General features: G+C 70.0%; 22 protein-coding genes. 12 read left to right on the forward strand and 10 right to left on the reverse strand.

Features of this window, described 5'->3' with window-relative positions; translation table 11 throughout:
* Window positions 1-31: 31 nt before the first annotated feature.
* Window positions 32-1,687: an FAD-binding dehydrogenase gene (locus tag DL519_RS27000; RefSeq protein ID WP_190818890.1), complete on the reverse strand. Its 1,656-nt coding sequence runs from the start codon at window positions 1,685-1,687 to the stop codon at window positions 32-34.
* Window positions 1,688-1,930: 243 nt separating this feature from the next.
* On the opposite strand from DL519_RS27000, the gene DL519_RS27005 reads away from it, so the two are divergent.
* The gene (locus DL519_RS27005; protein WP_190818892.1) at window positions 1,931-2,368 is read left to right on the forward strand and encodes a peptidase inhibitor family I36 protein; all 438 of its coding nucleotides are present in this window, start codon (window positions 1,931-1,933) and stop codon (window positions 2,366-2,368) included.
* Between the two features lie 162 nt (window positions 2,369-2,530).
* Here DL519_RS27005 and DL519_RS27010 read toward each other — a convergent pair whose 3' ends face one another.
* Genes DL519_RS27010 through DL519_RS27025 form a run of 4 tightly spaced genes read right to left on the reverse strand, consistent with a single transcriptional unit; the run spans window position 2,531 to window position 6,941 of the window.
* Window positions 2,531-3,697 carry a glycosyltransferase family 4 protein gene (locus DL519_RS27010; RefSeq protein ID WP_223839598.1) on the reverse strand — a complete coding sequence of 389 codons (1,167 nt, stop codon included), beginning with the start codon at window positions 3,695-3,697 and terminating at the stop codon, window positions 2,531-2,533.
* Entirely contained in the window at window positions 3,694-4,647 is a 954-nt protein-coding gene (locus DL519_RS27015) for an alpha/beta fold hydrolase (protein WP_190818896.1), read from the reverse strand. Before DL519_RS27015 ends, DL519_RS27010 begins: the two co-directional genes overlap by 4 nt.
* 6 nt (window positions 4,648-4,653) lie before the next feature.
* The gene (locus tag DL519_RS27020) at window positions 4,654-5,886 is read right to left on the reverse strand and encodes a glycosyltransferase (protein WP_190818898.1); all 1,233 of its coding nucleotides are present in this window, start codon (window positions 5,884-5,886) and stop codon (window positions 4,654-4,656) included.
* Window positions 5,883-6,941 carry a DMT family protein gene (locus DL519_RS27025; RefSeq protein WP_190818900.1) on the reverse strand — a complete coding sequence of 353 codons (1,059 nt, stop codon included), beginning with the start codon at window positions 6,939-6,941 and terminating at the stop codon, window positions 5,883-5,885. Before DL519_RS27025 ends, DL519_RS27020 begins: the two co-directional genes overlap by 4 nt.
* Before the next feature lie 953 nt (window positions 6,942-7,894).
* Here DL519_RS27025 and DL519_RS27030 point away from each other — a divergent pair.
* A complete protein-coding gene (locus tag DL519_RS27030; protein WP_190818903.1) occupies window positions 7,895-8,974 on the forward strand; it encodes a copper resistance D family protein in 1,080 nt (359 codons plus the stop codon).
* Here DL519_RS27030 and DL519_RS27035 read toward each other — a convergent pair.
* Window positions 8,929-10,080 (reverse strand): hypothetical protein, encoded by a 1,152-nt coding sequence (locus DL519_RS27035; RefSeq protein WP_223839599.1) that lies wholly within the window; start codon window positions 10,078-10,080, stop codon window positions 8,929-8,931. The genes DL519_RS27030 and DL519_RS27035 overlap by 46 nt on opposite strands.
* 188 nt (window positions 10,081-10,268) lie before the next feature.
* On the reverse strand, window positions 10,269-11,051 hold the full coding sequence (locus tag DL519_RS27040; protein WP_190818905.1) for a GH25 family lysozyme: 783 nt from the start codon (window positions 11,049-11,051) through the stop codon (window positions 10,269-10,271).
* A gap of 373 nt (window positions 11,052-11,424) precedes the next feature.
* Here DL519_RS27040 and DL519_RS27045 point away from each other — a divergent pair, with 373 nt between their 5' ends.
* The 8 genes from DL519_RS27045 to DL519_RS27080 all read left to right on the forward strand — a co-directional run bounded on the left by DL519_RS27045 (window position 11,425) and on the right by DL519_RS27080 (window position 18,715).
* Entirely contained in the window at window positions 11,425-12,132 is a 708-nt protein-coding gene (locus DL519_RS27045) for a DUF4232 domain-containing protein (RefSeq protein WP_223839600.1), read from the forward strand.
* A gap of 147 nt (window positions 12,133-12,279) precedes the next feature.
* Entirely contained in the window at window positions 12,280-13,083 is an 804-nt protein-coding gene (locus DL519_RS27050) for an alpha/beta hydrolase (protein WP_190818909.1), read from the forward strand.
* Between the two features lie 209 nt (window positions 13,084-13,292).
* A complete protein-coding gene (locus tag DL519_RS27055; RefSeq protein ID WP_190818911.1) occupies window positions 13,293-13,640 on the forward strand; it encodes a PRC-barrel domain-containing protein in 348 nt (115 codons plus the stop codon).
* Between the two features lie 77 nt (window positions 13,641-13,717).
* Complete coding sequence (locus DL519_RS27060) at window positions 13,718-14,527, forward strand: hypothetical protein (RefSeq protein WP_190818912.1); 810 nt, start codon at window positions 13,718-13,720, stop codon at window positions 14,525-14,527.
* A gap of 281 nt (window positions 14,528-14,808) precedes the next feature.
* Window positions 14,809-15,069: a hypothetical protein gene (locus DL519_RS27065; RefSeq protein ID WP_010308847.1), complete on the forward strand. Its 261-nt coding sequence runs from the start codon at window positions 14,809-14,811 to the stop codon at window positions 15,067-15,069.
* A 48-nt stretch (window positions 15,070-15,117) separates the two neighbouring features.
* On the forward strand, window positions 15,118-15,369 hold the full coding sequence (locus DL519_RS27070; RefSeq protein ID WP_168586403.1) for a hypothetical protein: 252 nt from the start codon (window positions 15,118-15,120) through the stop codon (window positions 15,367-15,369).
* A 135-nt stretch (window positions 15,370-15,504) separates the two neighbouring features.
* Entirely contained in the window at window positions 15,505-18,330 is a 2,826-nt protein-coding gene (locus DL519_RS27075) for an FtsK/SpoIIIE domain-containing protein (RefSeq protein ID WP_190818914.1), read from the forward strand.
* Window positions 18,323-18,715, forward strand: a complete 393-nt coding sequence (locus DL519_RS27080; RefSeq protein WP_190818916.1) for a hypothetical protein — start codon at window positions 18,323-18,325, stop codon at window positions 18,713-18,715. Before DL519_RS27075 ends, DL519_RS27080 begins: the two co-directional genes overlap by 8 nt.
* Before the next feature lie 355 nt (window positions 18,716-19,070).
* On the opposite strand, the gene DL519_RS27085 is transcribed toward DL519_RS27080, so the two are convergent.
* The 3 genes from DL519_RS27085 to DL519_RS27095 form a co-directional block, all read right to left on the reverse strand.
* The gene (locus DL519_RS27085; RefSeq protein WP_190818918.1) at window positions 19,071-19,421 is read right to left on the reverse strand and encodes a hypothetical protein; all 351 of its coding nucleotides are present in this window, start codon (window positions 19,419-19,421) and stop codon (window positions 19,071-19,073) included.
* Window positions 19,422-19,991: 570 nt separating this feature from the next.
* The gene (locus tag DL519_RS47290) at window positions 19,992-20,192 is read right to left on the reverse strand and encodes a RidA family protein (RefSeq protein WP_223839601.1); all 201 of its coding nucleotides are present in this window, start codon (window positions 20,190-20,192) and stop codon (window positions 19,992-19,994) included.
* A 47-nt stretch (window positions 20,193-20,239) separates the two neighbouring features.
* Entirely contained in the window at window positions 20,240-21,763 is a 1,524-nt protein-coding gene (locus tag DL519_RS27095; protein WP_223840364.1) for an FAD-binding oxidoreductase, read from the reverse strand.
* A gap of 133 nt (window positions 21,764-21,896) precedes the next feature.
* Between DL519_RS27095 and DL519_RS27100 the strand changes: the two genes are divergently transcribed.
* A complete protein-coding gene (locus tag DL519_RS27100; protein ID WP_190818920.1) occupies window positions 21,897-22,598 on the forward strand; it encodes a TetR/AcrR family transcriptional regulator in 702 nt (233 codons plus the stop codon).
* A 62-nt stretch (window positions 22,599-22,660) separates the two neighbouring features.
* Window positions 22,661-24,235, forward strand: a complete 1,575-nt coding sequence (locus DL519_RS27105; RefSeq protein ID WP_190818922.1) for a glycerol-3-phosphate dehydrogenase/oxidase — start codon at window positions 22,661-22,663, stop codon at window positions 24,233-24,235.
* Window positions 24,236-24,503: the final 268 nt, after the last annotated feature.

A 24,503-nucleotide genomic window follows, 5' to 3' on the forward strand; every position in this document is an offset into this window, starting at 1 on the left:
CACATCCGGCGGATTCCGCAGGTCACAAGGGCTATGCCAGCGCGGCGGCGGCCGCTCGCCCGGCCTGCCGACCGGAGAACAGACAGCCGCCGAGAAAGGTTCCCTCCAAGGACCGGTACCCGTGCACGCCACCACCGCCGAATCCCGCGACCTCGCCGGCCGCGTAGAGGCCGGGCAGCGGCTCGCCCGAATCCTGCAGGAGCCGTCCGGACAGGTCGGTTTCCAGCCCGCCCAGCGTCTTGCGGGTCAGGATGGACAGCCGCACCGCGATCAGCGGCCCGGCTGCCGGGTCCAGCAGCCGGTGCGGCTCGGCGACCCGGATCATCCGGTCGACCACGTAGCGGCGGGCCGCGCGGATGGCGATGACCTGCTCGTCCTTGCCCAGCCCCGACTCCACCTGGCGGTCGCGGGCGACGATCTCACGCTCCAGCGCGGCAGCGTCGATCAGCTGGTCTCCGACCAGGTCGTTCATCCCGCGCGCCAACTCCGCAACGGTGCGCCGGACGACGAAGTCGGGGCCGCGGCGGACGAATTCGGCGACCGGCCCCGGGGTGCCACCGCCGCCTCGCTGCAGCAGCTTGCGGAGGCTGCGCTCGGTCAGGTCCGGGTTCTGCTCGGAGCCGGACAGCGCGAACTCGCGGCTGATGATGCGCCGGTCGAGCACGAACCACGTGTACTCGTGGCCGGTCTTCGCGATGTGCTCCATCGTGCCGAGGGTGTCGAAGCCCGGGAACAGCGGCGCGGGCAGCCGCCGCCCTTCCGCGTCCAGCCACAGCGACGACGGGCCGGGCAGGATCCGGATGCCGTGCTTGCTCCAGATCGGCGCGTAGTTGCGGATTCCCTCGGTGTAGTGCCACATCCGGTCCGGGTTGATGATGTGCCCGCCGCTGCGGGACACCACTTCGAGCATCCGCCCGTCCACGTGGTCGGGCACCCCGGCGATCATCTCTTTCGGCGGTTGGCCGTAGCGCTCGGGCCAATTCCGCCGCACCAGGTCGAGGTTCCCGCCGATGCCGCCCGATGCGACGACGACGGCCTGCGCGTGCAGCTCGAAATCTCCTGCCACGTCGCGAGAACTCGGCTGTCCGCGTTCCGCCGAGCTCGGCGCGAGCACCTCGCCGCGCACCCCCGTCACCGCGCCGCCGCTGGTGATCAGCTCGCTGACGCGGTGCCGGAACCGGCACGACACCAGGCCTCGTTCGGCCGCCTGCCGCACCCTGCGGATGAACGGCGCGAGCACCCCGGGGCCGGTGCCCCAGGTGATGTGGAACCTCGGCACGGAATTGCCGTGCCCGGTGGCCAGGTAGCCGCCGCGCTCGGCCCACTGCACCAGCGGGAAGAACCGTACGCCCTGCGCGGTCAGCCAAGCCCGCTTCTCCCCGGCGGCGAAGTCCACGTAGGCCTCCGCCCACTGCCGGGGCCAGTGGTCCTCGGGCCGGTCGAAACCGGCGGAGCCGAGCCAGTCCTGGAGCGCCAGTTCGCGGGAGTCCCGGACGCCCAACCGGCGCTGTTCCGGGGAATCGACCAGGAAGAGACCGCCGAACGACCAGTGCGCCTGGCCGCCCAGGGAGGCCTCGGGCTCCTGGTCCACCAGCACCACCCGGCGGCCCGCGTCGGCCAGTTCCGCGGTGGCGACCAGGCCGGCCAGGCCGGCGCCCACCACGATGACATCAGCGTCCAACGTCATTGCCGACCTCCGCACTACCGAGTGGTAACCGGATGTCTGTATACCGCAGTCGCAGGCGCTTCGACAGCTCACCGGGCCGTTCCGCTGCGGCACCGCGACATTTCCCCACACACGGAAATCCACCCGGTCGGGGTGTATCCAGCAAATTCGCTGGCATTCCGATCCGGGCTTCGGGAATCCTGTTTCCAGTGCGCCGATTCCGGCCGCTAGCCACTCATTATCCGCTCACGAAGGGATTTTCGCATGTCCAAGTTCGCTTGCGCCGCGCCGTTGTGCGTCGGCACCCGGTCGTCCTCCTGGCGTCGGACCGGGCGGACCGGCGTCTGGCGCATATTCGTCCCCGCGCTGTTCGCCCTCGCCGCGATCTCCGTCGGTTCCGGAGGCGCGTACGCTGCACCGCCGGAAAAGCCGTGCGCAGCAGGAACTTTCTGCAGCTACCCGGAGGAGGAGTACGCCGGGCAGGTGCACGAGGTCGGCCTCCAGACGACCACGTTGGAGCAGTGCGTCCAGCTCCGGCAAGACGTGGAGGTGCGGTCCTTCGTGAACAACACCGGTCATCCGGTGACGGTCTACCAGGACCCCTACTGCGACAGCGGTGCGGAATTCGCCACGTACCCAACGGGTTCCCAAACACCGCGGGCGACATACGTCGCCCGGGCGATCAAGATCTGGTCGCACTGACCGCCGAGAAACCGTCCTGAACCGATTGCGCGCGCCTCCGGGGGAATCCCAGCCCCCGGGCTCGCCCGGAATCCCCGACTCAGGTGTCCGGCCTACCGGGACGGCACCTGAGAACCCCCGGGCAAAGCCAGGCCCGTCGGACGCAACCGCCAGGACAGAAACTCAGCGGACCAGGTCCCGCATCAGCTCAAGCAGGCGCTCGGCGGAGTTGGCCCAGGTGAATTTCGCCGCCTGACCACGAGCCGCGGCGACCAGGTCCGCACGCGTACGGAAATCCTCCACGGCGCGCACCGCGGTGGCGAAGTCCTTCGACGACCCCGGATCGAAGAACCTCGCGTGTCCCCCGGTCACCTCTTGGAAGATCTCCAGATCGCTGCAGACCACCGGCGTCCCCGCGTTCATCGCCTCGATGATCGGCAGCCCGAAACCCTCGTCCCGAGAAGCGGTGACCAGCGCGCTCGCCCTCCCCAGCAGCGCCTGGTAATCGCATTCACTGATTCCCCGCCAGAAAACGACATCGACATCGGGAGGTAGCTGTCCGCGCAATTCCACTTCGCGCGCCGGCGCGACTCGACTGACCAGGTGCAGGCGATACCCAGGAAGGAGAGCCATGCCTGCGATCAACGCTTCCACGTTCTTGTACGGCATGAACGAACCCATGTACACGAGTTCCCGCGGCCCACCCGGTTGTTCTTGAGCCGCACCGGTTTCGACCCCCTCGAGCACGTCGTCCTCCGGCGGCGGGGACGGTGCATTGTGGACGACCGTCACCGGGCGCCGGGTGAGCCGGTGCTCCGCGATCAGCTTCCTGGTCGTCTCGCTGACCGTGACCACCGCGTCAGCCCGGTTGAGCATCACCCGCTGCGGCCAGAACGCCTTGTGGTAGAGCCGCCAGGCGGCGCGCACCGGCCGCGGGAGGAACCCCGGCGGCTGCGGATGCCGGTAGTAGATCAGGTCGTGCAGCGTGAGGACGAGCCGGTAGTCGCGCCGGAACCCGCCGATCACCTGCAGCGGGCTGAACACGACGTCCGCACCGAGCCGGTTCAGGGTGCGCGACAGCCACAGCTCCCGCGGCGAGAACGGGCTGTTGACCTTCACGTGCGGAACACCGGACGGCAGCAGCCGCAGCTGCCGCTCGTCATGGATCAACATCGTCACCGGATGGAGGTGGTGCAATGCCTCGATCAAGCTCGCGCCGTAGCGGCTGATCCCGTCGTGCTGATCGGTCCGCGTCCAGCGCGCATCGACGACGACGTTCATCGTCCTCGACCCGGCCGCACTCGGACTCGGGTCGGCGGTACCGCTCCCTTGCGGCTCCGGGCCGTTCATGGCGCTCCGAGGAAGTGTCGGATCGCTTCGGCCGCCGGCCCCGGCGTCTCGTAGTGCATCAGGTGGCCGACGTTCGGGATCACCACGAGTTCGGCGTCGGCGAGCCGACCCGCCAGCGCGCGCTGGCCCTCCAGGGGCGCGATCTCGTCCGACTCCCCCGCGATCAGCAGGGTCGGCATCCGGAGCGCGTCGACGTGGTCGGCCACGGTGTGCGTCACCGAAGCCTCGAAGGTCTCGCTGAGCAGGGCGGGGCTGTGGAAGCGGCTGAAGTACCGCAGGTGGTTGGCGTCGATGAACCCGCGAAGCTGCTTGTCTTTCGTCCGCGTCATCGCCCGGCTCGCCGCCAGCACCACCCACCTGTTGCTCAGTAGCGAATGCCCGGCCCGCAACGGCAACCGCTTGCCCAGCGTGTAGTAGGCGGACGTGAGCCCGGACAGCACCACGCGCGGTCCGCGCAGCGCCGGAGTCGCGATCGGGTTGATCAGCACCAGGCGTCGCACGAGTTCGGGCGACGTGGCGGCGACCTGGGCGGCCACGATCGAGCCGAAGGAGTGCCCGAGCAGCGCGATCGGCCGGGTTCGGCCGCCGAGCCGCTCGATGAGCTCGGTGATGACCTGCGCGTAGCCGGCGACGTCGTGCCGCCGCCCGCTCATCGGCCCGGAGTCCCCGAACCCGGGCAGGTCCGGGATCACGACGCGCTGGTCCGGCAGGCCAGCCGCGACGAGCTCGAGACCGTGGTGGGTACCGCGCAGGCCGTGCACCATCAGCACCGTGTCGGCAGGTTCGACCGGGTCGATCGGGACGACCGAACCGACCTGGGTGACTGCGGGGCCCGCCGCGGTGACCAGGTCGCTGGTCTCGGTGAGGTGCTCGCGGTAGATCCAGTAGTGCAGCTCGGCGCCGCCGATGTGCTCCACCCGCTCCGCGGGGTGGAGTTCCGGGGTGGTCATGCCGGATCAGCTCGCCAGCTCGGTACGGATCTCGTCGAGCTCGACGGCGCCGTCCGGGTCGATCGCGTGGCGGTAGATCGCTTCGAACCGGCCCAGGATCTCGTCGATGTCGTGCCGGGACACGAGCCGCTCGCTGGCCGCGCCCATCCGGTCGATCGTTACGCGGTCGCTGATCACGTCGTCGATCGCGCTGGCCAGGGCGTGCACGTCCCGCGGCGGGTACAGCCAGCCGTTCTGGCCCGGTTGCACGAGGTGCGGCAGGGCCATGGCGTTGGCCAGCACCACCGGGGTGCCCGCCGACATGGCTTCCATGGTGGCCAGGCTCTGCAGCTCGGCGATGCTGGGCATGCAGAACAGGTCGGCGCGGGCGTAGGCGTCCAGCAGCTCGTCGTCGCTGAGGAACCCGTGGAAGTGCACCCGGTCGGCGATGCCGAGTTCCACTGCGAGCTGCTCGAAGGCGGCGCGGCGGCTGCCGTTGCCGACGATCTCCAGCCGCGTCGGCGTCTTGGTGCGCAGCAGCGCCATGGCCCGCAGCAGGTCGTCGATGTGCTTCTCCTCGTCGAGCCGTCCGACGAACAGCACGGTGCGGGTACCCGGATCCGGGTGCTGCTTGCGGTAGCTCCGGGCCCGACGCCGGTACCGCTCGACGTCGATGCCGCAGGAGACGGGCAGCGTCAGCTCGGCGAACCCGTTCTCCTGCAACAGCTGGACGGCTCGCGGCGTCGGAGCGGTCACCAGCTGCGCCTTGCGGTAGTGCTTGACCAGGTTGTGCCACAGCAGGCGGCCCGCCGCGTGCTGGAGGAACTGTGGGACCTTGAAGTAGCCGAAGATGTTCTCCGGCATGAAGTGGTTGGTGGCCACCAACCCGAGGTCCCGGCGGCGCGCCGAGTTGATCAGGCCGCGGCAGATGAAGAAGTGCGACTGCACGTGGACGACGTCGGGCTGGATCTCGGCGATCAGCCGGTCCGCCTGGGCGGCCTGCCACGGCAGGAGCCCCCGGATCGACGGGTGGAACGGCGAGCCGTATGAGGCGACGCGGTGCACCGTCACGCCGTCCTCGACGTCGATGCGCGACTCCCGGTCCGTCGAGTGGCAGACGACGTGCACGTCGTGGCCGCGACCGGACAGCCCAGTCGCCAGGCGGTGGCCGAAGTTCGCCGCCCCGTTCACGTCGGGGGGATACGTGGTCGCGCCGACCACGATCCGCAGCGGGCGCCTACTGAACGGTTGCGAAGTCAAGTGGAACTCCCGTCAGGACGATCTGTCGAACTCGGTCCGGCAAGATCACTGCTGCCGGTCGCAGTGGTCGCAGTGGTCGCAGTGGTCGTGGAGGTCGCGGTGTTCGTCGGGGGCAAAGCGGTCGAATGCACGGTGGTCGCAGAAGGCAGACCAACAGCGGAGGACACGGTGGCCGCAGCGGTGGCGGGAGCCCGTTGCCCCTGGGTGTCGGGGTGGTAGCGGGCCAGCGCGAAGACGCCGGCGCAGGCCACCACGGCGCAAAGGGCTTCGCCGACGGCCGTCCACGTGCTGACGTGGTCGGCTTCGCCGAGCAGTCCGATGCCCAGGCCCACGGCCACCAGCGGGTCGATCACGGTCAGGCAGGCCACCACGAGGTCCGGCGGGCCACTGGCGTACCCGTGTTGCAACAGCCAACCGCCCACGACCATCGCGACGACGATGCCGAGCAGCGGCAGCGGGTTGATGTCCAGCAGTTCGGTCGTGCCGAGCTGCTGCGCCACCGCCCGCATCAGCACCGAGACGTACCCGTACGCCACCGCGCAGCCAGCGGCGAAGAGCACGCAACGCGCCTTCGACCGGGTCAGCACGGCCAGCACGGCCAGCATCAGGATCGCGCCGGCCACCAGCTGGGTGGCCAGTAGCTGCTCGCCGCCCGCGATCGGAGTGGCGGTGGCGCTGCCGGCAGCGAGGAACACGAAGGCGGCGACGCCGCCGGTGGCCGCGACCACCGAGAGCGCGACGCTGGGTTTGAGGTCGCGCGCGTGGATGCCCTGCTGCCGGAGGTTCAGCAGCACGGTGATCGGCAGCGCCAGCACGCCGACCGGCTGCACCACGCTCAGCGGTGCCAGGCCGAGCGCGCAGGCGTGCAGCACCGTGCCGCTGCCGAGTGCCGCCAAGCCCCCCAACCAGCGGGGGTTGCGGAGGAGCTGGGCCTGGCTGCGGAGGCCGAGCCCGCCGCCGTCCATCGTGTCGTGCACCGCGGCGTGCTGCAGTCGTGCTCCCACGGCGTACCCGCAGGCCCCCAGCGCGGCGAGCAGCACAGCGAGTGCAGTCATCGCGGACCACTCCCCGTGGGTGTGGTCGGATGGTGGTGCACGACCGGGTCAGTCCTCTTCACCAGGCTGCGGGAACGTTCGACTACCGAACACCCTAGTGCGCGATCCATGCCACGTCCCGCTGTCGAGCCCCGCGGCGTCCGCCGCGTCGGCCTACTGCCAGTGCCAGGTTCCGAACCCGCCGATTCCTGCCTTCGCTGTTCGTCCACACCGCTCAATCTCGCGTCTCGCGAGTCCGGCTCACATCCGGGGCCGGACCCCCAATTTCCCTGAGACGTGCCAGGTTCGCACCCTGGGGCGCCCGCCGGACCGCTGGGTCGCGACGCCCCCGGATCGACCCCGAAACCCCTCCGGGCCTGCGGAAACGCGGTTCGGCACCGCCCCGGTCAAGCCTCCGGGAAACCCGCATGCCGACCTCGGTCCGCCCACCGGGCATTACAGCAAAGCACGTAATTGCGGCGGCCCGTGAAACGCCAGACGAATATGTGCGAACCGATCCGGTGAACGCAAGTCGACTGTTCGACGAAACGTGCGGAAAGAACCCAGCAGCTTTCGGAATCGTTGCACCCGCGCACGACCGAGGCGCGCCGGACGCACCCCCCGCATGCGCTTCTGCACTGTCCGCCGGATACACATGCACGACTGTAGAACAACGTTGCTGAGGACTTTGTCAGCAACACTTCCCGCCCAGGCCGGACCGGAACGGCACTGCCCGGTGGGCAAACCCGCGGATTATCGATACCCGGGTGAAGACACCCTGCCAGCAGGGAAATCGCATTGGGCGAAGATCAACTATTCGGGGCGGAAACGGTGACGAATGCGACACCACGACAACATCACGCCCGCGAAACTGTTCGCGCACCGAAACAATTCGGTCACGACCAGTGATGAAATCCGGCGCTTCCTCCGGCCCGAACGGCAATGCTTGCTCATCCGGGTGAGACGATGCACTTGTGGCTGCCGACTCCGACGTCTCCCAGCACGGCCGGCCTGCGAAGCCGGCGCGCCCCGCCGACACGGACGAGCGCAATGTGGTCGGCGCCAAGGCCGCCGTGGTGGCGGCACTCCTGGGCGGTGCGCTGCTGACCGCGCTGGCCGCGACCGCCTACACGGCCGTCGGCACCATCCCGGGCCTCCCCGACCTGCCGCCGCTCGTGCACTTCGGGTTGCCGGCCGTGCGAGCCCTGCTCGACGTCGCGGCGCTGGCGACCGTCGGCCTGAGCCTGCTGCCGAAGCTACTGGGCTTCGACCGCCCCAAGCACACCGAGCCGGTCATGGCGCTTGCCAGGCAGTTCACGGTGGTCACCGCGCTGGTCTGGATGCTCAGCGCCCTGCTGTCACTGGTGCTGCAGACCGCGGAGCTCAGCCCGGACCGCTCCCTCACAACCCGGCTGCTGATCGACTACGTGGCGAACGTCCCGGCAGGTCCTGGCCTGCTCGCCAGCGCCGGCGCCGGGCTGCTGTGCGCGGCGCTGGGCCTGGTCGCGGTCCGGGTCGGCGAGAAGGTCCCGGCGGAACTGCGCACCATCATCGCGCTGCTCGGCCTGCTCCCAATGCCGCTGACCGGTCACGCCACGGACTGGCAGTACCACGACTTCAGCATGATCTCGATGGAGCTGCACGTGATCGGCGCAGCGATGTGGACGGGCGGCCTGGCCTCCGTCGCGCTGTTCGTGGCGCCGCGCCGCGGGCTGCTCGCCGAGGCCCTGCCGCGCTTCTCGAAGCTCGCCACCATCGCGATCTTCGTCGTCGGGATCTCCGGGCTGTTCAACGGCCTGATGGAGCTGATCATCACACCGGCCGTCGGCCTGCCCGGCCTGATCAACACCGGCTACGGCCAGATCATCCTGGCCAAGGCCGGGTGCCTGGTGGTGCTGGGTGCGGTGGCGTCGCAGATGCGCTTCCGCCTGCTGCCCCGCATCGCGCGCCACCAGCGCACCGCGCTGATCGGCTGGGCCGCTGCCGAGGTCGGCGTGATGGGCATCGCCTACGGCTTGGGGGTCGTGCTTTCCCGCGCCCCGGTCATCGTCTGACCGCGCGACACCACCCGCCGCCAGCTCCGGCGACCGCTCTCGGTGTCGAGCAGGTACGAGACGAGCCACCACACCGCGGCGAACAAGACCACTGCGTACAGCGCCGACCAGTAGTCGACCGGCGGCGAAGCGATGTAGGTCTGCTGCATCCACAACGCCAGGTAGGTCACCGCCGTCACGACCGCCGCGCCGGCGAACGGCCGGATCGCCGGCGCCAGCCGGAACGAGAGGTCGATCGCCACGGCCCCGGCGAGCAGGAAGAACGGCACGGCCGAGATCGGGAAGCCCGCCGCCCCGAGCAATGCCCAAGCCACGCAACGGAAAATGAGGTAACCCGCGGCGATTGTGGTCGCCGTCCACTGGCGCCCGGCCAGCCGCCGGGCGAGCACCAGCGTGCCGAGCCCGGTGACCGTCGCCCACGTCGGGTACACCCAGTCCGGCACCGGCAGCGTGAACGACTTGACCGCGATCCAGTCCAGGGGCCGGCCGAGGTCGTCGGCGGCGAACTGCAGCAGGGTGTCCTCGGCGTACGGAGTACCGCGCTCCCAGGCCGCCAACCCGAGCACGCCGTACTCCTGGTGCTGGTTGAGGAACAGGAAGTTGTCGAGCACCGTGAACCACAGGAAGCAGGTGACCGGGTAGAAGTAGCGGCCCCCGCCGCCGTAGCGGGCCCACCCGCGGAGCAGGCCGACGCTCAGCAGCCCGGTGCCGAGGTAGAGCAACGCGTGCGATGGGCTCCACGCGGTGATGTCCAGCCCGTTGATCCGGTGGTTGATCACGTCCAGCGGCGCGGCGACCAGGAAGATGCCGAGCCCCCACTGCATCCAGCGCAGCGTGGCGCGGTCGACGCCGATCCCGGTGTAGGTATGGAAGACCACCAGGCCGATCACGATCACGGTGCCGACCGTGTTGATCAGGTGCGGTGGCGCGAAATCGTCGCGCAGCCACCGAAAGTGCCAGCAGATGTCCCAGGTGGCACCCACGATCTTGAGCACCATCGCGGCCACCCACCAGCGGTAGAGCGCGACCACGAGTTCCCGGGGAGCCTCGCGACCCGGTTCACCACGCGTCCAGTGGCAACGGAGCAGCTCCGCTGTACTCGCCATCGCGTTCACCTCCGCACTTCGCGATGTTCACCCGAAAAACGGTAGTCGGTACCGATCGCGAGCGGGGCGCAACGACATACTCGGCGGTAATTTCTGGCGGTGCGCCCGGTCCGCGCACGACAGGCCGGAGCAGCCGGAATCCCGTTCGTCCCGGAACGAACGGGATTCTGCGACGAACGACGGCTAGGTCAGCGCGGGATCTTCAGCACCTGGCCGACGTAGATCAGGTCCGGGTCGGTGATGCCGTTGATCCGGGCGATCTCCCGCCAATCTACGCCCAATCGCTGCCCGATCTCGGAGAGCGTCTCGCCGGGCTGCACGACGTAGGTCTCCTGCGGTGGCGGCGGAGGCGGCGCACCGGCCCCGGTGAGCACCTCCAACGGAACCATCGACACGTTCAGGTCGGTGTTGCCGCCGACCCCCGGAACCTGCCCGTCCGAGGCGTGCTGGTGCATCGCCACCCGGTCCGTGAGGTAACCGGGTTCGCCCGGCGGGCGGCCGTATTGCGCGACCCACAGGAACACCCCGGGGTCGACCCAGGTCTCCGGCGCGAGCTTGCCCTGGAACCAGGACGTCGAGGCGTAGACCACGACCTCGTGCCGGCCCGTGTGCCCGCGGATCGCGTCGATGAACCCCTTGATCCAGGCGCCCAGGTTCGGCGCATCCGTTTCGATGTCCAGGCACGGCGGCAGGTTGCCCGCCGCGCTGGAGTTCAACCGCCCGACCGCAGCGGCGAAATCGGCCGCGTCCTGCTGCGGGGAATTCGTGTCCGGGCGGGCGAAGTGGTACAGCCCGGTGACCAGCCCGGCACCGCGCGCACCGGCCAGCTGGGAGTCCAGCGTCGGACTCACGTATCCGACGCCTTCGGTCGCTTTGATGTAGGTGAACGCGTATCCAGCTCCCCGAACCGCTCCCCAGTCGGGTTCCCCCTGATATCGCGAGACGTCAATACCGGGAATTCGCTCGGCCATGATCAACCCCCTGACTACGGCCTCCTGCCGGTGCCAAACTATCGAAGTCCAGCATTCGGGCAGTCCCGCCGTTCAGGTCAAGATCACCATCCGATTGGTCGATACCCGAGCGAGATGCTGCGAAATCGCGGTGCGGGAAATTAACCAGATCGGGTTTGTTCTCGGCCGCAATACGACCTTTTCGGTGCAGTGGACCGTCACTCGATCCACTGGTCGCGGGCCGCCGATTGCGGCACGTGGAGGCGGATCGAACGGTTGCGGACGGCGGGAAAATCGTTGGCGGAGGCAACCACACCGACAGCCGGACGTCTTCAGAGTAGTAGAGCAATTACCGACGGCCCCGCCGCGAGGACGGGGACGGGAGGTGGTCATCGTGATCCCGCACCGATCTCGGAGTTTCGGCCCGCGGGCGCTCCAGGCATCCGGAGCACTGCTGATCGCCGGGCTGATGGCGGGCTGCGGCGCGACGAGCGGCCAAGCCATCACGGCACCGGCGCACAACATCCGACCGGCACCACCGGCCGCCAGTCCGGCAGAACAGCCGGCGCCCCAACCCCGGACCGACGTCAACACCGACACGAACGCCGGCAACGCCGGCAGCACCGGCAGCACCGGCAGCCGGGCGACGCCCACGACGGCCGAGGCGCGTCACCAATCGAGCAAGGTGGAGCGCTGCCACACCTCGATGCTCACGGGTTCGCTGCAGAACTCCGAAGCCGGCGCGGGCCAGCGCTACGCGCAGCTGGTGCTGCAGAACACCAGCAAGGAGACCTGCATCCTCTACGGCTACGGCGGTATGCAGCTGGTCGACGGGTCCGGCAAGCCGCTGCCGACCACCATGGAGCGGACGCCGAACCCGGGCCCGAACCTGATCACGCTCGCGCCAGGCCAGTCGGCCAGCGCCACGCTGCACTGGACGGCGGTCCCGCACGAGGGGGAGCCGACGGACGGCCCGTGCCAGCCGACTCCGGTCAGCGCGCAGGTCATCCCGCCGGACGAGACCGATGCCCTCGCCGTCACCTGGAACTTGGGCCCGGTGTGCGGCTTCGGCGCCATCAACAACAGCGCGTACCACCAGTGACGCCGGTCAGGCCGGTTTCCCGCGGAATCGGCCTCCGCCCCGGTCGCTCCACTGCTGAGCTGCGACGACACCGGCGCGGCGGAAGATCGAACGGCGAAAAACCCAGGGGGGCTGGCCCGGCCGTATGAGGTGTGCTGGGGTGGCGACATGATCGAGCCAACGGATCGAGTGGTCAGCGGACGGCACGGCGAGCTGGCGGTGCGCGAGTGGTCGGGGACCAAACCGGGCTGGATCGCGCTGATCGCGCACGGCTACGGCGAGCACTCCGGCCGGTACCAGTGGGTGGCCGAGCAGCTGGTGGGCGCCCGCGCGCTGGCCTATGCCCCGGACCACGTGGGGCACGGCCGCTCGCCCGGCGATCGGGTCTACTTCGAGGACGCCGAGACGATCGTGGCCGATCTGGAAACCCTGCGCCGGGAGGTCGCCGCCGAGCACCCGGAACTGCCCGTCGTCCTCATCGGACACTCGATAGGCGGGATGCTCGCCGCCCGCTACGCCCAGGAACACCAGGAGCACCTGGCGGCGGTCGTGCTGTCCGCTCCGGTGCTGGGCACCTGGCACGTGCTGGACCTCCTGGAGCACGACGTGATCCCGGACACCCCGATCGACCCGGCGACGCTGTCCCGCGACCCCGATGTCGGTGCGGCCTACGTCACCGACCCGCTGGTCTGGCACGGCCCGTTCAAGCGCGCCACGCTGCAGGCGATCGACGACTGCCTGCTGGCCATCAACGACGGGCCGATGCTGGACAAGCCGACATTGTGGGTGCACGGCGAGGACGACGAGCTGGTGCCGGAGGCCGACACCCGCACCGGCATCGACCGCATCCGCGGCAGCGAGTTCCACGAGCACATCTACCCGGGCGGCCGCCACGAGCTGCTCAACGAGACCAACAAGGCCGAGGTGATGAACGACATCCTCACCTTCATCGGCCGCGAGCTGAACTCGTAGGGCCCCGCTTCCCGGCTCGTCTTGCGTGGCGGTTGGGGTAGCTCCTGCCGAAAACCGAAGATTGTTAATAGCGGGCGGAAATAATCACGATCATTACCTGTTCGGGTGAGGCGTGTCGCTTGCGCGGTTGCAGCTCAGGTCCACCGCATGCAGCTTGAGGAGGCCGACGGGGGTCGGCCTCCAGGCGGGGCGGAGCGAGCGAGGTGGCCATGAACGTCGAGCGCGCACAGGACCTGATCGGCACTCCGGTGTTCGACAGCAACGGCGACCGGGTCGGCCGGGTCGGCAACGTCTACGTCGACGACGTCACGCACCAGCCGGAGTGGGTCACCGTCCGGATCGGCATCTTCGGCGTCAAGGAGACCTTCGTGCCGCTCAACGGCGCGACCACCGAGGAGAACCGCCTGGAGCTGGGCGTCCCCAGGGACCGGGTGAAGAACGCCCCGCGCGTCGAGGCCGAGCACGGCCACCTCTCCGACCAGGAGGGCCGCGACCTCTACCACTACTACGGCCTCGGCCAGGGCGAGCCGACCGGGCCTGACGAGGGCGAAGCCTGAGCACCGCGCCGGTTCGCGCGACTTCACCCGATCATCCGTTCGACGTTCCGGGCCCGTGCGGGAGAATGCGTCTCGCGATGGCTGAGAACACCGAGCTCGAACTGCTGATCACCGTCGTCGTCGCGGCCGACGACGAGCCGTCTGCACGCGCCGCGTGCCGCGGCCTGGTGCAACGAATCGGCGGCCGGATCGTGGCCTCCGGGGACTGTTCCGACGAGGAGCCCGGCTGCTGGTCGGTCACGATCAGCAGGGGCAGCGCGGAAACCGGGCAGCACGTGGCCGGGCTGTCCCGCGCGGTGCGCAACTTCCTCCGCGCGCTCGGTCCCGACTACGCCCGGCACCGGGTGTCCTGCGAACCGCCGACGGCCTGGGCCGTGGTAGACCACCCGGACCTGGTGGGCAACCTGGTCGGCGGCGGGGAGCGAATGCTGGTCGAGGCGTGGTCCGGCGGGTCGATCCTGTTCGGCAGGTCCGATCTCGCAGATCCGGACGAGCCGCCCGCGCAGGTCCCGCAGGGCATCGGCGACGTGGACGAGCACGGGAACCCGAGGCCGCGGCTGCGGCTGCTGGTGGAAGTGGTCACCGAGCGGCGAGCGGGCGCGGAATGGCCCGCCCGGGCGGTGGCCAGCCGCCTGTCCCGGACGGCCACGATCACCGAGTACGCGGTCGATCCGCCGCTGGTGCGGGTCGCGATGGACCTCGGGCCTACGCTCGGCGACCTGCCGGAGATCGTGCTCGGCGCGATGTCGACGCTCGGCGGTACCGGCTGGTCCCGGCTGCGCGTCGACGAGCACCGCGCCACCGCCCGGTGGACGGCCGCCCCGACGCCGCCGTCGGGGGTGGCGTCGATCGAGATCTCGGCGATCGATCCGGAAACGGACAAATAGAAATCCACAGTGGCCGCCGCCGGCCGCGACTGACTCCCTCGACCGCAATTTCAAATGGAAATCAGATGTCCGATTTCCATTGAAATTGCGGCCGGCACCCGACACCCGGCACGGCGCCCACCCACCCGGGGCCATACCGGTCGGGTGATCAATTCCGCTGGTCGTCACGCACCGCGATCACCCCGTGATCACCTGCACCCACCTGCTTGCGCCGTCGGCGACGCCGAACGCTAACTTGTGGACCGGTACAGCGTTGGGCACCACGGAGGTCCTGAGTCCAGATGGCGGGTGTCGAAGAAGTTCGCGCGGGCATTGCCTTGGCAAACCAGAAGATGCAGGAGGCCATCGCCGCCCTGCAACAGGGCAACCTCGCACTGGAAGAGGCGCAAGCCGCACTGGTGTCCGCGACCCAGGGCAGCACCCAGGAGGAGATGCAGCACGCGCACGGCATGCTCGCCGAGGTGATGCAGACGATCAACGGAGTGCAGGGCACGCTCAGCGCCACGATCAACTCCACCGAGGGCTACGCGGGCCGCCTGTAGGCTCCCGACAGAAGATCGACCCGACTCGAAGACAGGCTCGGTGGCCCCGTGTCGACTCTCGACGAACTGATCCAGACCCTGCGCACCGCGGAGGAACGCCTGGAGGACGCGGGTGCCCACCTCGCCACCTGCCGCACCGCGCTGGCCCAGGCACAGCAGGCGCTGGCGAAACTCGACCCGGAGCACCCCGCATCCGCGATCCCTCCGGGCCTTCCCCGCGCAGATGACCAGATCGAGGGAACGCAGGCGGCAATCGAGCGCATCCTCGATACGGTCCGCGACTTCGCCACCCGTCTGTAGTACGCGGCGGCTTTCCGTGTTCGGCGCTCAACTGCGCCGCATTCGGCCTTGTGCATGGGCACCCCAGGGGCCTGCCCGGTTCCTCGTCGAGTGGTATTTTGATCACAGTCTGTAACACGGGTTCCGAGGTGGGGTGTGGGTAAACGCAACGAGCGGCGGAGTCGGATCGAAGCAGCCTTCGAACGCCTGCGCACCAGCATCGCCTCGGCGCTCGGCGCTGCCGAGAAGGAACACGACCGCGTCCTCGCCGAATGCGCGCAGCAGGAGTTCGCGCTGCGCATCGCGCAGGTCGGGGTGGCCGCTGCGGAACGCCAACCGGCGGAGATCGCCGATTCCACGGACCCGGTGTTCCAGGCCGCGATGCGGGAAGCGCAGCGGATGCGGGCGGAGATCTACGCGGAGTGGACCGAGCGGGGGCCGGAGCAGCTCGGCAGGCTCGCGGCGGAGGCCGCTCCCGGGTCCGCCGGGCTCCCGTGGCCGGAGTGGCTCGGCGAGATCGGCACCCGGGACGCGGCCGCGCCGCCGCCCGAGCTGTGGCGGATCGGCACCGCGACCGTCCCGGATTCGCCCGCCCCGCAACCGTTCCCGGCCGCCATCCCGCTGCTGGACGAGTCGCACCTGCGGATCATCACCGACTACAACCCCGACTCCGCCGAAGCGCTGGTGCAGAACCTGCTGCTGCGGCTGCTCAGCCATTTCCAGCCCGGCCAGGTGCGCATCCACGTCTGGGACGTCGCGCAGCTGACCGGGACCCTGCCTGGGCTGTACCCGCTGGCCCGCGCGGGCCTGCTCACCGCGCACGATCCGACCCGGCTGGACGAGATGCTCGAAGCGCTCTCCGACCACATCCGGCGGATCCACACCGATTCGCTGGTCGGCGGCCACACCTCGCTGCGCTCGCTGGCCGCGGACACCGGGCACCGCTCGGAGCCGTGGCGCATCGCGGTGCTCTTCGGCAACGGCGAGCCGCTGCGTGAGGAGCAGCAGCAACAGTTGCAGCGGATCGCCCGCAACGGCCTGGCCTGCGGCATCCAGCTGATCGTCGTGGACCTCTCGCTGACCGTGAACAGCGCGATCGAATCCATCACGCTGCTCCGCAGCAACCGGGCTCGCACCAGCATGACCGGCCCGGAAGCCGTTGTGCAGCTGGACGAGTCCCCGTCGCGCAACGAGGCCACCAAGGCGTGCTCGATGATCGCGGAGGCGTTCCTCGCCCGGCGGGCCCGGGTGCGGACCTTCGACGACCTGGTGCCCGAGCAGCTCTGGACGCAGCGTTCGACGGCCGGGCTGCACGCGCCGGTCGGCTTCGACGAGGGCGAACCGGTGTGGATCACCCTCGGCGACGGCAGCCCGCACACCCTGATCGGTGGCCCCAGCGGTTCGGGCAAGACGAACTTCCTCTACGGCATGCTCGGCGGGCTCACCGCCCGCTATTCGCCGGACGAGCTGGAGCTGTACCTGCTGGACTTCAAGGAGGGCGTGTCGTTCGCCCAGTTCACCCCCGGCCGCCGGGATCCGAGCTGGCTGCCGCAAGCCAAGCTGGTCGGGGTGAACGTCAACACCGACCGCGAGTTCGGGCTGGCGCTGCTGCGCTTCCTGGCCGACGAGATGCGACGGCGCGCGGAGTCCGCCAAGCAGCACGAGGTCACCAAGCTGGAGGAGCTGCGCGCCGAGGACCCGACCGGCCGGTGGCCGCGGATCGTCGCCGTGATCGACGAGTTCCAGTACCTCTTCGCCGAGCGCGACCCGGTGACCGCGCAGGCCGCCTCGCTGCTGGAGGACGTCGCGCGGCGCGGCCGTTCGCAGGGCATCCACCTGGTGCTGGCCAGCCAGGACGTGTCCGGGATCGAGGCGTTCTGGGGCAAGCCGGCGATCTTCGAGCAGTTCATCCTGCGGATCGCGCTGCCCAAGGCCCGGCGGGTGCTGGCCGACCAGAACAACGCGGCGATGGAGCTGCCCCGGTGGCACGCGGTCGTCAACCACGAGTCGGGCGTCAAGTACGGCAACAAGATCGCGCGCATCCCGGACGCGACCGCGAAGAACACCTTCGACGCGCTGCAGCTGGCGCTTTGCAAGAAGCTCGACGACGACGCCCGGCAGCCGAGGTTGTTCGACGGCTCGAACCTGCCGGAACTGTCCACACTGGATGATTACGCGAAGCTGAGCGCACCGGTGGCGGTGCCGAAGGTGCTGCTCGGGCAGATCATCGACGTCAACGGCACGGCCGCCGCGGTGCGGCTCGCGCGATCGCCGGGGCGCAACGTCGCGGTGATCGGCTCGGTGCTCGCGGACGCGATAAGCGTGCTCGGCACGGCGACGCTTTCCCTTGCCCGGCAATACGATCCGGGCACCATCAAGTTCACCATCGCCGCCCTGCTGGACGACGTGGAAGACGATGCCTGCGGCGTCGCCGAAGCTCTTCGTAACGACGGCCACGACGTGGAACTGGTCGGTTTGGACGGCATCGAGGCCGCACTGGCCGCCGCGGCTGAGACGATCGACCACCGCTCCGGCGCCGACGTGCCGCACTGCCTGGTGCTCTACGCCGCCGACGCGGCGCACACCACGCTGGAGCGCAAGGACCCGACCACCAGGGTCAGCGGGCTGGACCACCTGCGGAAGATCCTCAAGCAGGGCCCGGAACTGCGGGTGCACGTGATCGGCTGGTGGCGCAGCGCGCAGCGGGTGAAGAACACTCTCGGCATGGGGCCGGTCGACGACATCGGCGCGTGGGTCGCCTTCGACGTGCACGGCCAGGAGCTGGCCGCGTTCGCGGCCGGGCAGATGGTCAACTGGTCGCCGCGGGCGCGGCGCGGCCTGTTCTTCGACCGCGCGGTGCACTCCCGGCCCGAGGTGATCCTGCCCTTCGACCTCGGCGACCAGGCCAAACCAGCGCTGACGGTGCCCGCGCAGCGGGCGGCGGACGAGCCGTGCGAGATCCGGGAGGAAGCTGGTGACTGAGCAGGTTCCGGCCGCGGACCGGTACAAGGAGATTACCGCCCTGGCCACCACCGCCGCGCAGCGGCTGCGCCGGCACGAGCGGGAGAGTGCCGGCGAACTCGGCGAGGCGGTCGCCGCGGGGCGGCAGCGCCGGGAAGCGGCTGACGAGCAGCGCGAGCAGGTCGTCGAAGACGTGCGCAAGCGGTGGAACGCCGCGATGGAGGCGCTGTGGGACGAGCGGTGGATGCAGGTCAAGAGCATGCCTGACCCCGACCCCGCGGCGCGGGCGTCCACTCCGGACGATTCTCGCCGCGAAGTCCAGGCGGCCTACATGGCGCTCCACAGCGCCCTCGAAAAGCCACGCTTCGCCGCGAGCCTCCGCCCCCGCCGCAAGAAGGAGTCCTGATGGAGCTTCTCCTGTGCGGACCGAGCGGAGTGAGAGAAGGGCACCTCGCTGCCAAGTCGACCGGCAGAAGGCGCCCTTCACGCCTAAGCCGCTAGCCTGAGTTTTCCCGCTAGCTGATTGCTCGACAGCATTTCCCTGGGGCGCTTAGGTTTCGACCCGGCCCACTGTATTACCCAGTACGGCAGCGGCCAGTCCCGACGGCCCATGGCGTAACATCGAGTTTCCGCAGCCTCACGTCGGTGACCTGCGAGCACGCCGCAGCGGTGATCGAGCGAGTTGGATAATACGCCGGGGATCATGAAACGTGCCCTCTGATCAGCCGAAACTCTGATGTTGATCAGGTTAAGAGGGAAACTCAGGCTAGTGGTCGAAGGCGCCGCCCTTGACGGCACGGAACGGCAGCCGCGCTCCCCGAGCAGCGCGCTGCTCGCCGGGCAGCGCGCTGCTCGCCGCTGACGCGGGCCCTGCTCGTCACGAGTCCAGGAGCGACTTCGCGATCACCTTGACGCTTGGCGGGTTCGGCCGTTCGTTCGCGCAGCGCGGTGACGTTGGCGCCGTCGACCAGCAGCATGAACTGCTCGGCCGGCTCCCGGTGGCGACGGTGGCCCACCTCCCGCAGCAGGCCGTCCAGGTGGTCGGTGACGTCTTCCTTGTGCTCGGCCGCAAAACGGTGCGCCGCGCTGTCCGGGTCGGCCATCTCGACCATCGTGTTGATCGAGGCGCAGCCGCGGAAATCCGGTGCCGCGAACCGTTTCCGCGAGCGCGTCGAACACCGCCAGCGGGTCGCCGCCGCGCTTGGCGACAGCGGATGGAGCGAACGGACCGTTCACTTCACCTACCGGGACAGACGGTCCGTTCACCCCACACCCAACAGCACACACCGAAGTTGGGTGATTGAAGCGAACGGACCGTTCACTTCACCTACGAGCCTGTTGCAAAATTACGCCCACCGCGGACCGTGATCGATCGATCACGGCTGAGATGGCCACTGGCGGACAAACGGCGGCGATCGAGACTGATTTGGTACTTCGGTTCAGCCGTTTTCGCCGAAAACGCAACAGGCTCCTACCGGGACAGACGGTCCGTTCACCCCACACCCAGCCAGCGAGGACGCACCAATGCGCAAACGAACCTGGAAACAGCCGCTACAGCGCTGCGCCGTCGGCTCCCGGCGTTGAAGTTCGCGTTCAGCGTGCCCGCCCACCGGGGCCGCAGCTCGGTGTGCAGGTAGGCGAGCCCGCGCGGCTCGATGGCGGCGACCAGGGCCTGGCGGCTGTCAGCGGGCGAGGGCGATCGCGTCGATTTCGAGCTGCCAGTCCGGTTGGGCCAGCGAGGACACTTCGAGCAGCGTGTCGGCGGGGTACGGCTCGGCGAGGAATTCAGCGACAGGTTCCGGCCGCTGGCGACCGCCGGGCTCGCCGAAGGCGTCGCGGCCCGCGTCGGGCTGCAGGTGTGCGCGACCTTCGGCTGGATGCACCTTGCCGCCGAGGGTTTACCGCGGGCTCGGCTACCGCTATCGCTGGGTCACCGCGCTGGCCGGATGAGCTTGCCGGGGTTGAGGATTCCCGTCGGGTCGACGGCCTTCTTCGCCGCGGCGAGCACCTCGCCGCCGATGTCGCCGATCTCCGCGCCGAGCCACGGCAGGTGGTCGGCACCGACCGCGTGGTGGTGGGTGATCGTGCCGCGTCCGGCGATGGCGTCCGAGGCGGCCTCCTTGGCCCGCTGCCACTGGCCGATCGGGTCGGCGTTCCGGGGCGCCAGCACCGTGAAGTACAGCGAGGCACCGGTCTCGTAGGCGTGCGAGATGTGGCACATCACGATCGGCGACTTGCCGCCGGCCTTCAGGCTCCGCATCAGCGCCGTTCGCACGGCGGAGCGCAGTTCGCTCAGCCCGGTCCAGTGCGTCGCGGTCTCCAGCGTCTCCACGCACACGCCGCGATCCAGCAGCGCGTCGCGCTGCCGCGGCCCCGAGAACCGATGTGATCGCCAGGCCTCGCCGACCGGCCGTCCGAGCCGCGTCGAGCGGATTCCCCGCAATGCGTTCAAAGTCGCCGATCGGCGCAGCTTGAGCTCGGCGCGCGACGCCGCATCCCAGCCGAGCACCAACAGGCACGGCTGCCGGATTCCCTTGCCGCGCAAATAAGTCTTCAAAGCTCCGGCCTTGAGCGCACCGGAGAGTTCGAGCTGCACCGCGGTCTCGTCCACATCGGAGAACCTGGTGACGTCCGCCAGCACGCGCCCCTGCGCGAGCGCTCGCACCGCATCGACCCCGGACTGCCAGCCGTCCAGCACCAGGGCCTCGTACCGGCTGCGGACCGGCGCGGGCCGGACGCGCACCGCCACCTCGGTGATCACGCCGAGCGTCCCCTCGCTGCCGACCGCGAGCTGCCGCAGGTCGGGACCGGCCGCCGAGGCCGGCGCGACCCCGAGCCGCCACTCGCCGCCCGGAGTCGCGAGCCGCACGCCCTCGACCATGTCCTCGAAGCGCCCGTAACCGGCAGAGGCCTGCCCTGCCGACCGGGTCGCCGCGAAGCCGCCGATGGTGGCTCGCTCGAAGGACTGCGGGAAGTGGCCGAGCGTGAAACCGTGTGCGGCCAGTAGGGATTCGGCTTCCGCCGCGCGCATCCCGGCCTGCAGCACGGCGATCCGCGAGCCGGGGTCGAGCGAGACCAGCCGATCGAGCCGGGCCAGGTCCAGCGCGACGACTGCGACCTTGTCGCCGCGCAGCGCGTCGACGCCGCCGACCACCGAGGTGCCGCCGCCGAACGGGACGACGGCGATGTCGTGCCGGACGCAGATCTCCAGGATTCCTTGCACCAGCTCAGGATCCGTGGGCAGCAGCACCGCGTCGGGCACCGCGAACTCGGTGCCGCCGCGGCGGCGTATCAGGTCGGAGTACGACAGGCCACCGGCCCGGCCGAGGCGCGATGCGGGGTCGGTCAGCACCTGCTGCTCGCCGATCAGCGCGGAGAGCTCGGCGCACGCCGCTTCCGGCAGGGCGCTCCCGGCGACCTCCACCAGCGATGCGGGGAGCGCGGGCGTCGTCATCTCGGCCAGCCCGGTTCGCTGCCGCAACTAGCGCAGCGAACGTGCCGACAGCGGCGCGGCCGACGCACCTGATGGGGTCCAGCTGCCGCGGAGGGTGTGTTCGATCAGGCCGTTCACCAGTACAGTGTTACACATGACGTCGCAATGTCACAGCACCGCGGCGGGGCCGACCCCGGCAGCGGACCGACCGACCCGCCCGGCGGCGAACCGGGTCGGCGACGCCGAACTGCTGCGGGCCGCCCGGGAATGCGTGCTCGCCAACGGCGTCCGGCGCACCACCCTGACCGAGATCGCGCGCCGCGCAGGGGTCAGCCGGATGACGCTGTACCGGCGCTTCCCCGACGTAAACAGCCTCGTCACCGCGCTGATGACGATGGAGTTCGGCGAAATCCTGCAGCTGGCCAGCATCGGGGACGCGACCGGAAGCGGCCGGCAGCGCCTGGTCGCCGCGACGGTCCACGGCGTTCGCCTGCTGCAATCGGCGCCGCTGCTGCAGCGGGTCCTGGAGACCGATGCCGAGCTCCTGCTGCCCTACCTGGTCGAACGACTCGGCAGCACGCAGCTCGCCGCCGAGGGATTCATCCGCGAATACCTCGTGCGGGGTCACGAGGACGGGTCGATCCGACGCGCCGACCCTGCCGTGCAGGCCCGTGTCCTGCTGTTGCTGGTGCAGTCGTTCGTAGTCTCCGCCGGCCCTGCCACCAGCGGCATCGACCCGACGGCCCTGACCGACGAGCTCACGTACCTCCTCGACGGCGCCCTGGGCCCGCAGCCCGCCGATCCCCGACCGAACCGGTTTTCGACCGTTTCAATTGAAACTGCGGGAAACCGTTGACCGTGCGCAGTTTCAGTTGAAACTGCGGTCCCCGGTACCCCACCGATCCGCCCGGAGGTCCGATGATCACCACCCCGCTGCCAGCCGGTTCGCTGCGCGCCACCTCGCTGAACGCCGCGCGCCGCACCGCCGACCTGTCCGCAGTGGCCGAAGACCAGGTGGACGTGCTGGTGGTCGGCGGCGGCGTCACCGGCGCCGGGGCCGCCCTGGACGCGGCCGCCCGCGGGCTCTCCGTCGCGCTCGTGGAGGCCGAGGACCTCGCCTGGGGAACATCCCGCTGGTCCAGCAAGCTCGTGCACGGCGGCCTCCGCTATCTCGCCCACGGCGACGTCGCCACGGCCCGCGAAAGCGCCGTCGAACGCAACGTGCTGATGACGCGCACCGCTCCGCACCTGGTGCGCACGCTGCCGCAGCTCATCCCGCTGCACGGCAGCGTGTCGCGCCGCTCCGAGCTGGTGCTCGCCGCCTGGCTCCACGCCGGCGACGCGCTGCGCCGCACGGCTCGCACCCCGTCGAGCGTGCTCCCGCCTCCCCGGCGGATTCCCGCCGCGGAAGCGCTCGCCCTCGTGCCGGGCGTGCGCGCCGCCGACCTGCGCGGTGGCCTGCTCGGCTTCGACGGTCAGCTCGTCGACGACGCGCGCCTGGTCGTCGCGCTGGCGCGCACCGCGGCCGGTTTCGGCGCGCGCATCCTCACCCACGTTCGCGCGCGCCGGATCGACGGCGGCGGGGCCGACGTGGTGGACCAGCGCACCGGCGAGTCGCTGCGGATCAGGGCCCATTCGGTGGTCAACGCGGCCGGGGTGTGGGCCGGGGAGCTCTCGCCGGACGTCCAGCTACGGCCGTCTCGCGGGTCGCACCTGCTGGTCGACGCGGATGCCGCCGGGATCGCCGGGACCTCGCTGGTCGTCCCGATGCCGGGCGAGTCTGGCCGGTTCGTCCTGTTGCTGCCGCAGCCCGACGGCCGCGCCCTGCTCGGGCTGACCGACGAGCCGGTGCCAGGGCCGATCCCGTCCGTGCCCGAGGTACCAGAGTCCGATGTGGACTTCCTGCTCGCGGCGGTGCGCGATGCGCTGGAGCAGCCGTTGGAGCGCAAGCACGTGCTCGGTTCGTTCGCGGGGCTGCGTCCGCTGCTGGAGCAGCGGGGCCGCAAGGAGGCGGCCGACCTGTCGCGCAAGCATGCGGTGCTGACCTCGCGGGAGGGCGTGGTGACCGTGGTGGGCGGGAAGCTCACCACCTACCGGAAGATGGGCGCCGACGCCGTCGACGCGGCGGTCCGCGCCGGCGGGCTGTCCGCCGGGCCGTCGCGCACCGCGGTTGTGGCACTGGTCGGTGCCGCGCCGCGCCGCCACCTGACGAACGTCGAAGCGGCCGCACCGCTGGTCGCGAAGTACGGCACCGAGGCGGCGCGCGTCGCGGCGCTGGCCGAGTTCGACCCGGGCCTCGCGGAACCGGTCTCGCCGGGCCTGCGGCTCACGGCCGCCGAGGTGCTGTGGGCGGTCCGCCACGAAGGAGCCCTCGACGCGGCGGATGTCCTCGACCGGCGCAGCCGGATCGGCCTGAACCCCGCGGAACGCGCATCGGCCCTCCCCGTGGTCGAAGAACTCGTCGAACGCGCACTGCCCGGAGTTTCCGACTGAGCGAACGCAGGCCGTGAGCCTTTTGGGCTATAGGGGCTGTTTGGGAAGTGGTCGTCCGGGGTGTGGCAGGGCAGGCTTCTGTCTTTGAAGCGGCGCCAGCCGCTTGGCCCATGCACGCAGCTTGCACCGCCGCGGGTTCTCAGATGTCGTCTGACGAGGCCAGTCCCCAACGTGGTGAATTGGCGTCGGGGATCCCGCAGACCAGGCGGCGTCTGAGATTCCGCTACCCGGACCGCCGCGCGTCGCCTCCGGTAAACGCAAATATCCC

Origin of the sequence: Saccharopolyspora pogona, from assembly GCF_014697215.1 — a bacterium.
Classification (GTDB): Bacteria; Actinomycetota; Actinomycetes; order Mycobacteriales; family Pseudonocardiaceae; genus Saccharopolyspora; species Saccharopolyspora hattusasensis.

Coding starts and splice junctions, on each gene's coding strand:
- DL519_RS27000 (WP_190818890.1), bottom strand. CDS start 1,687: ATGACGTTGGACGCTGATGTCATCGTGGTGGGCGCCGGCCTGGCCGGC.
- DL519_RS27005 (WP_190818892.1), top strand. CDS start 1,931: ATGTCCAAGTTCGCTTGCGCCGCGCCGTTGTGCGTCGGCACCCGGTCG.
- DL519_RS27010 (WP_223839598.1), bottom strand. CDS start 3,697: ATGAACGGCCCGGAGCCGCAAGGGAGCGGTACCGCCGACCCGAGTCCG.
- DL519_RS27015 (WP_190818896.1), bottom strand. CDS start 4,647: ATGACCACCCCGGAACTCCACCCCGCGGAGCGGGTGGAGCACATCGGC.
- DL519_RS27025 (WP_190818900.1), bottom strand. CDS start 6,941: ATGACTGCACTCGCTGTGCTGCTCGCCGCGCTGGGGGCCTGCGGGTAC.
- DL519_RS27035 (WP_223839599.1), bottom strand. CDS start 10,080: ATGGCGAGTACAGCGGAGCTGCTCCGTTGCCACTGGACGCGTGGTGAA.
- DL519_RS27040 (WP_190818905.1), bottom strand. CDS start 11,051: ATGGCCGAGCGAATTCCCGGTATTGACGTCTCGCGATATCAGGGGGAA.
- DL519_RS27050 (WP_190818909.1), top strand. CDS start 12,280: ATGATCGAGCCAACGGATCGAGTGGTCAGCGGACGGCACGGCGAGCTG.
- DL519_RS27055 (WP_190818911.1), top strand. CDS start 13,293: ATGAACGTCGAGCGCGCACAGGACCTGATCGGCACTCCGGTGTTCGAC.
- DL519_RS27060 (WP_190818912.1), top strand. CDS start 13,718: ATGGCTGAGAACACCGAGCTCGAACTGCTGATCACCGTCGTCGTCGCG.
- DL519_RS27065 (WP_010308847.1), top strand. CDS start 14,809: ATGGCGGGTGTCGAAGAAGTTCGCGCGGGCATTGCCTTGGCAAACCAG.
- DL519_RS27085 (WP_190818918.1), bottom strand. CDS start 19,421: ATGGTCGAGATGGCCGACCCGGACAGCGCGGCGCACCGTTTTGCGGCC.
- DL519_RS27095 (WP_223840364.1), bottom strand. CDS start 21,763: ATGACGACGCCCGCGCTCCCCGCATCGCTGGTGGAGGTCGCCGGGAGC.
- DL519_RS27100 (WP_190818920.1), top strand. CDS start 21,897: ATGACGTCGCAATGTCACAGCACCGCGGCGGGGCCGACCCCGGCAGCG.
- DL519_RS27105 (WP_190818922.1), top strand. CDS start 22,661: ATGATCACCACCCCGCTGCCAGCCGGTTCGCTGCGCGCCACCTCGCTG.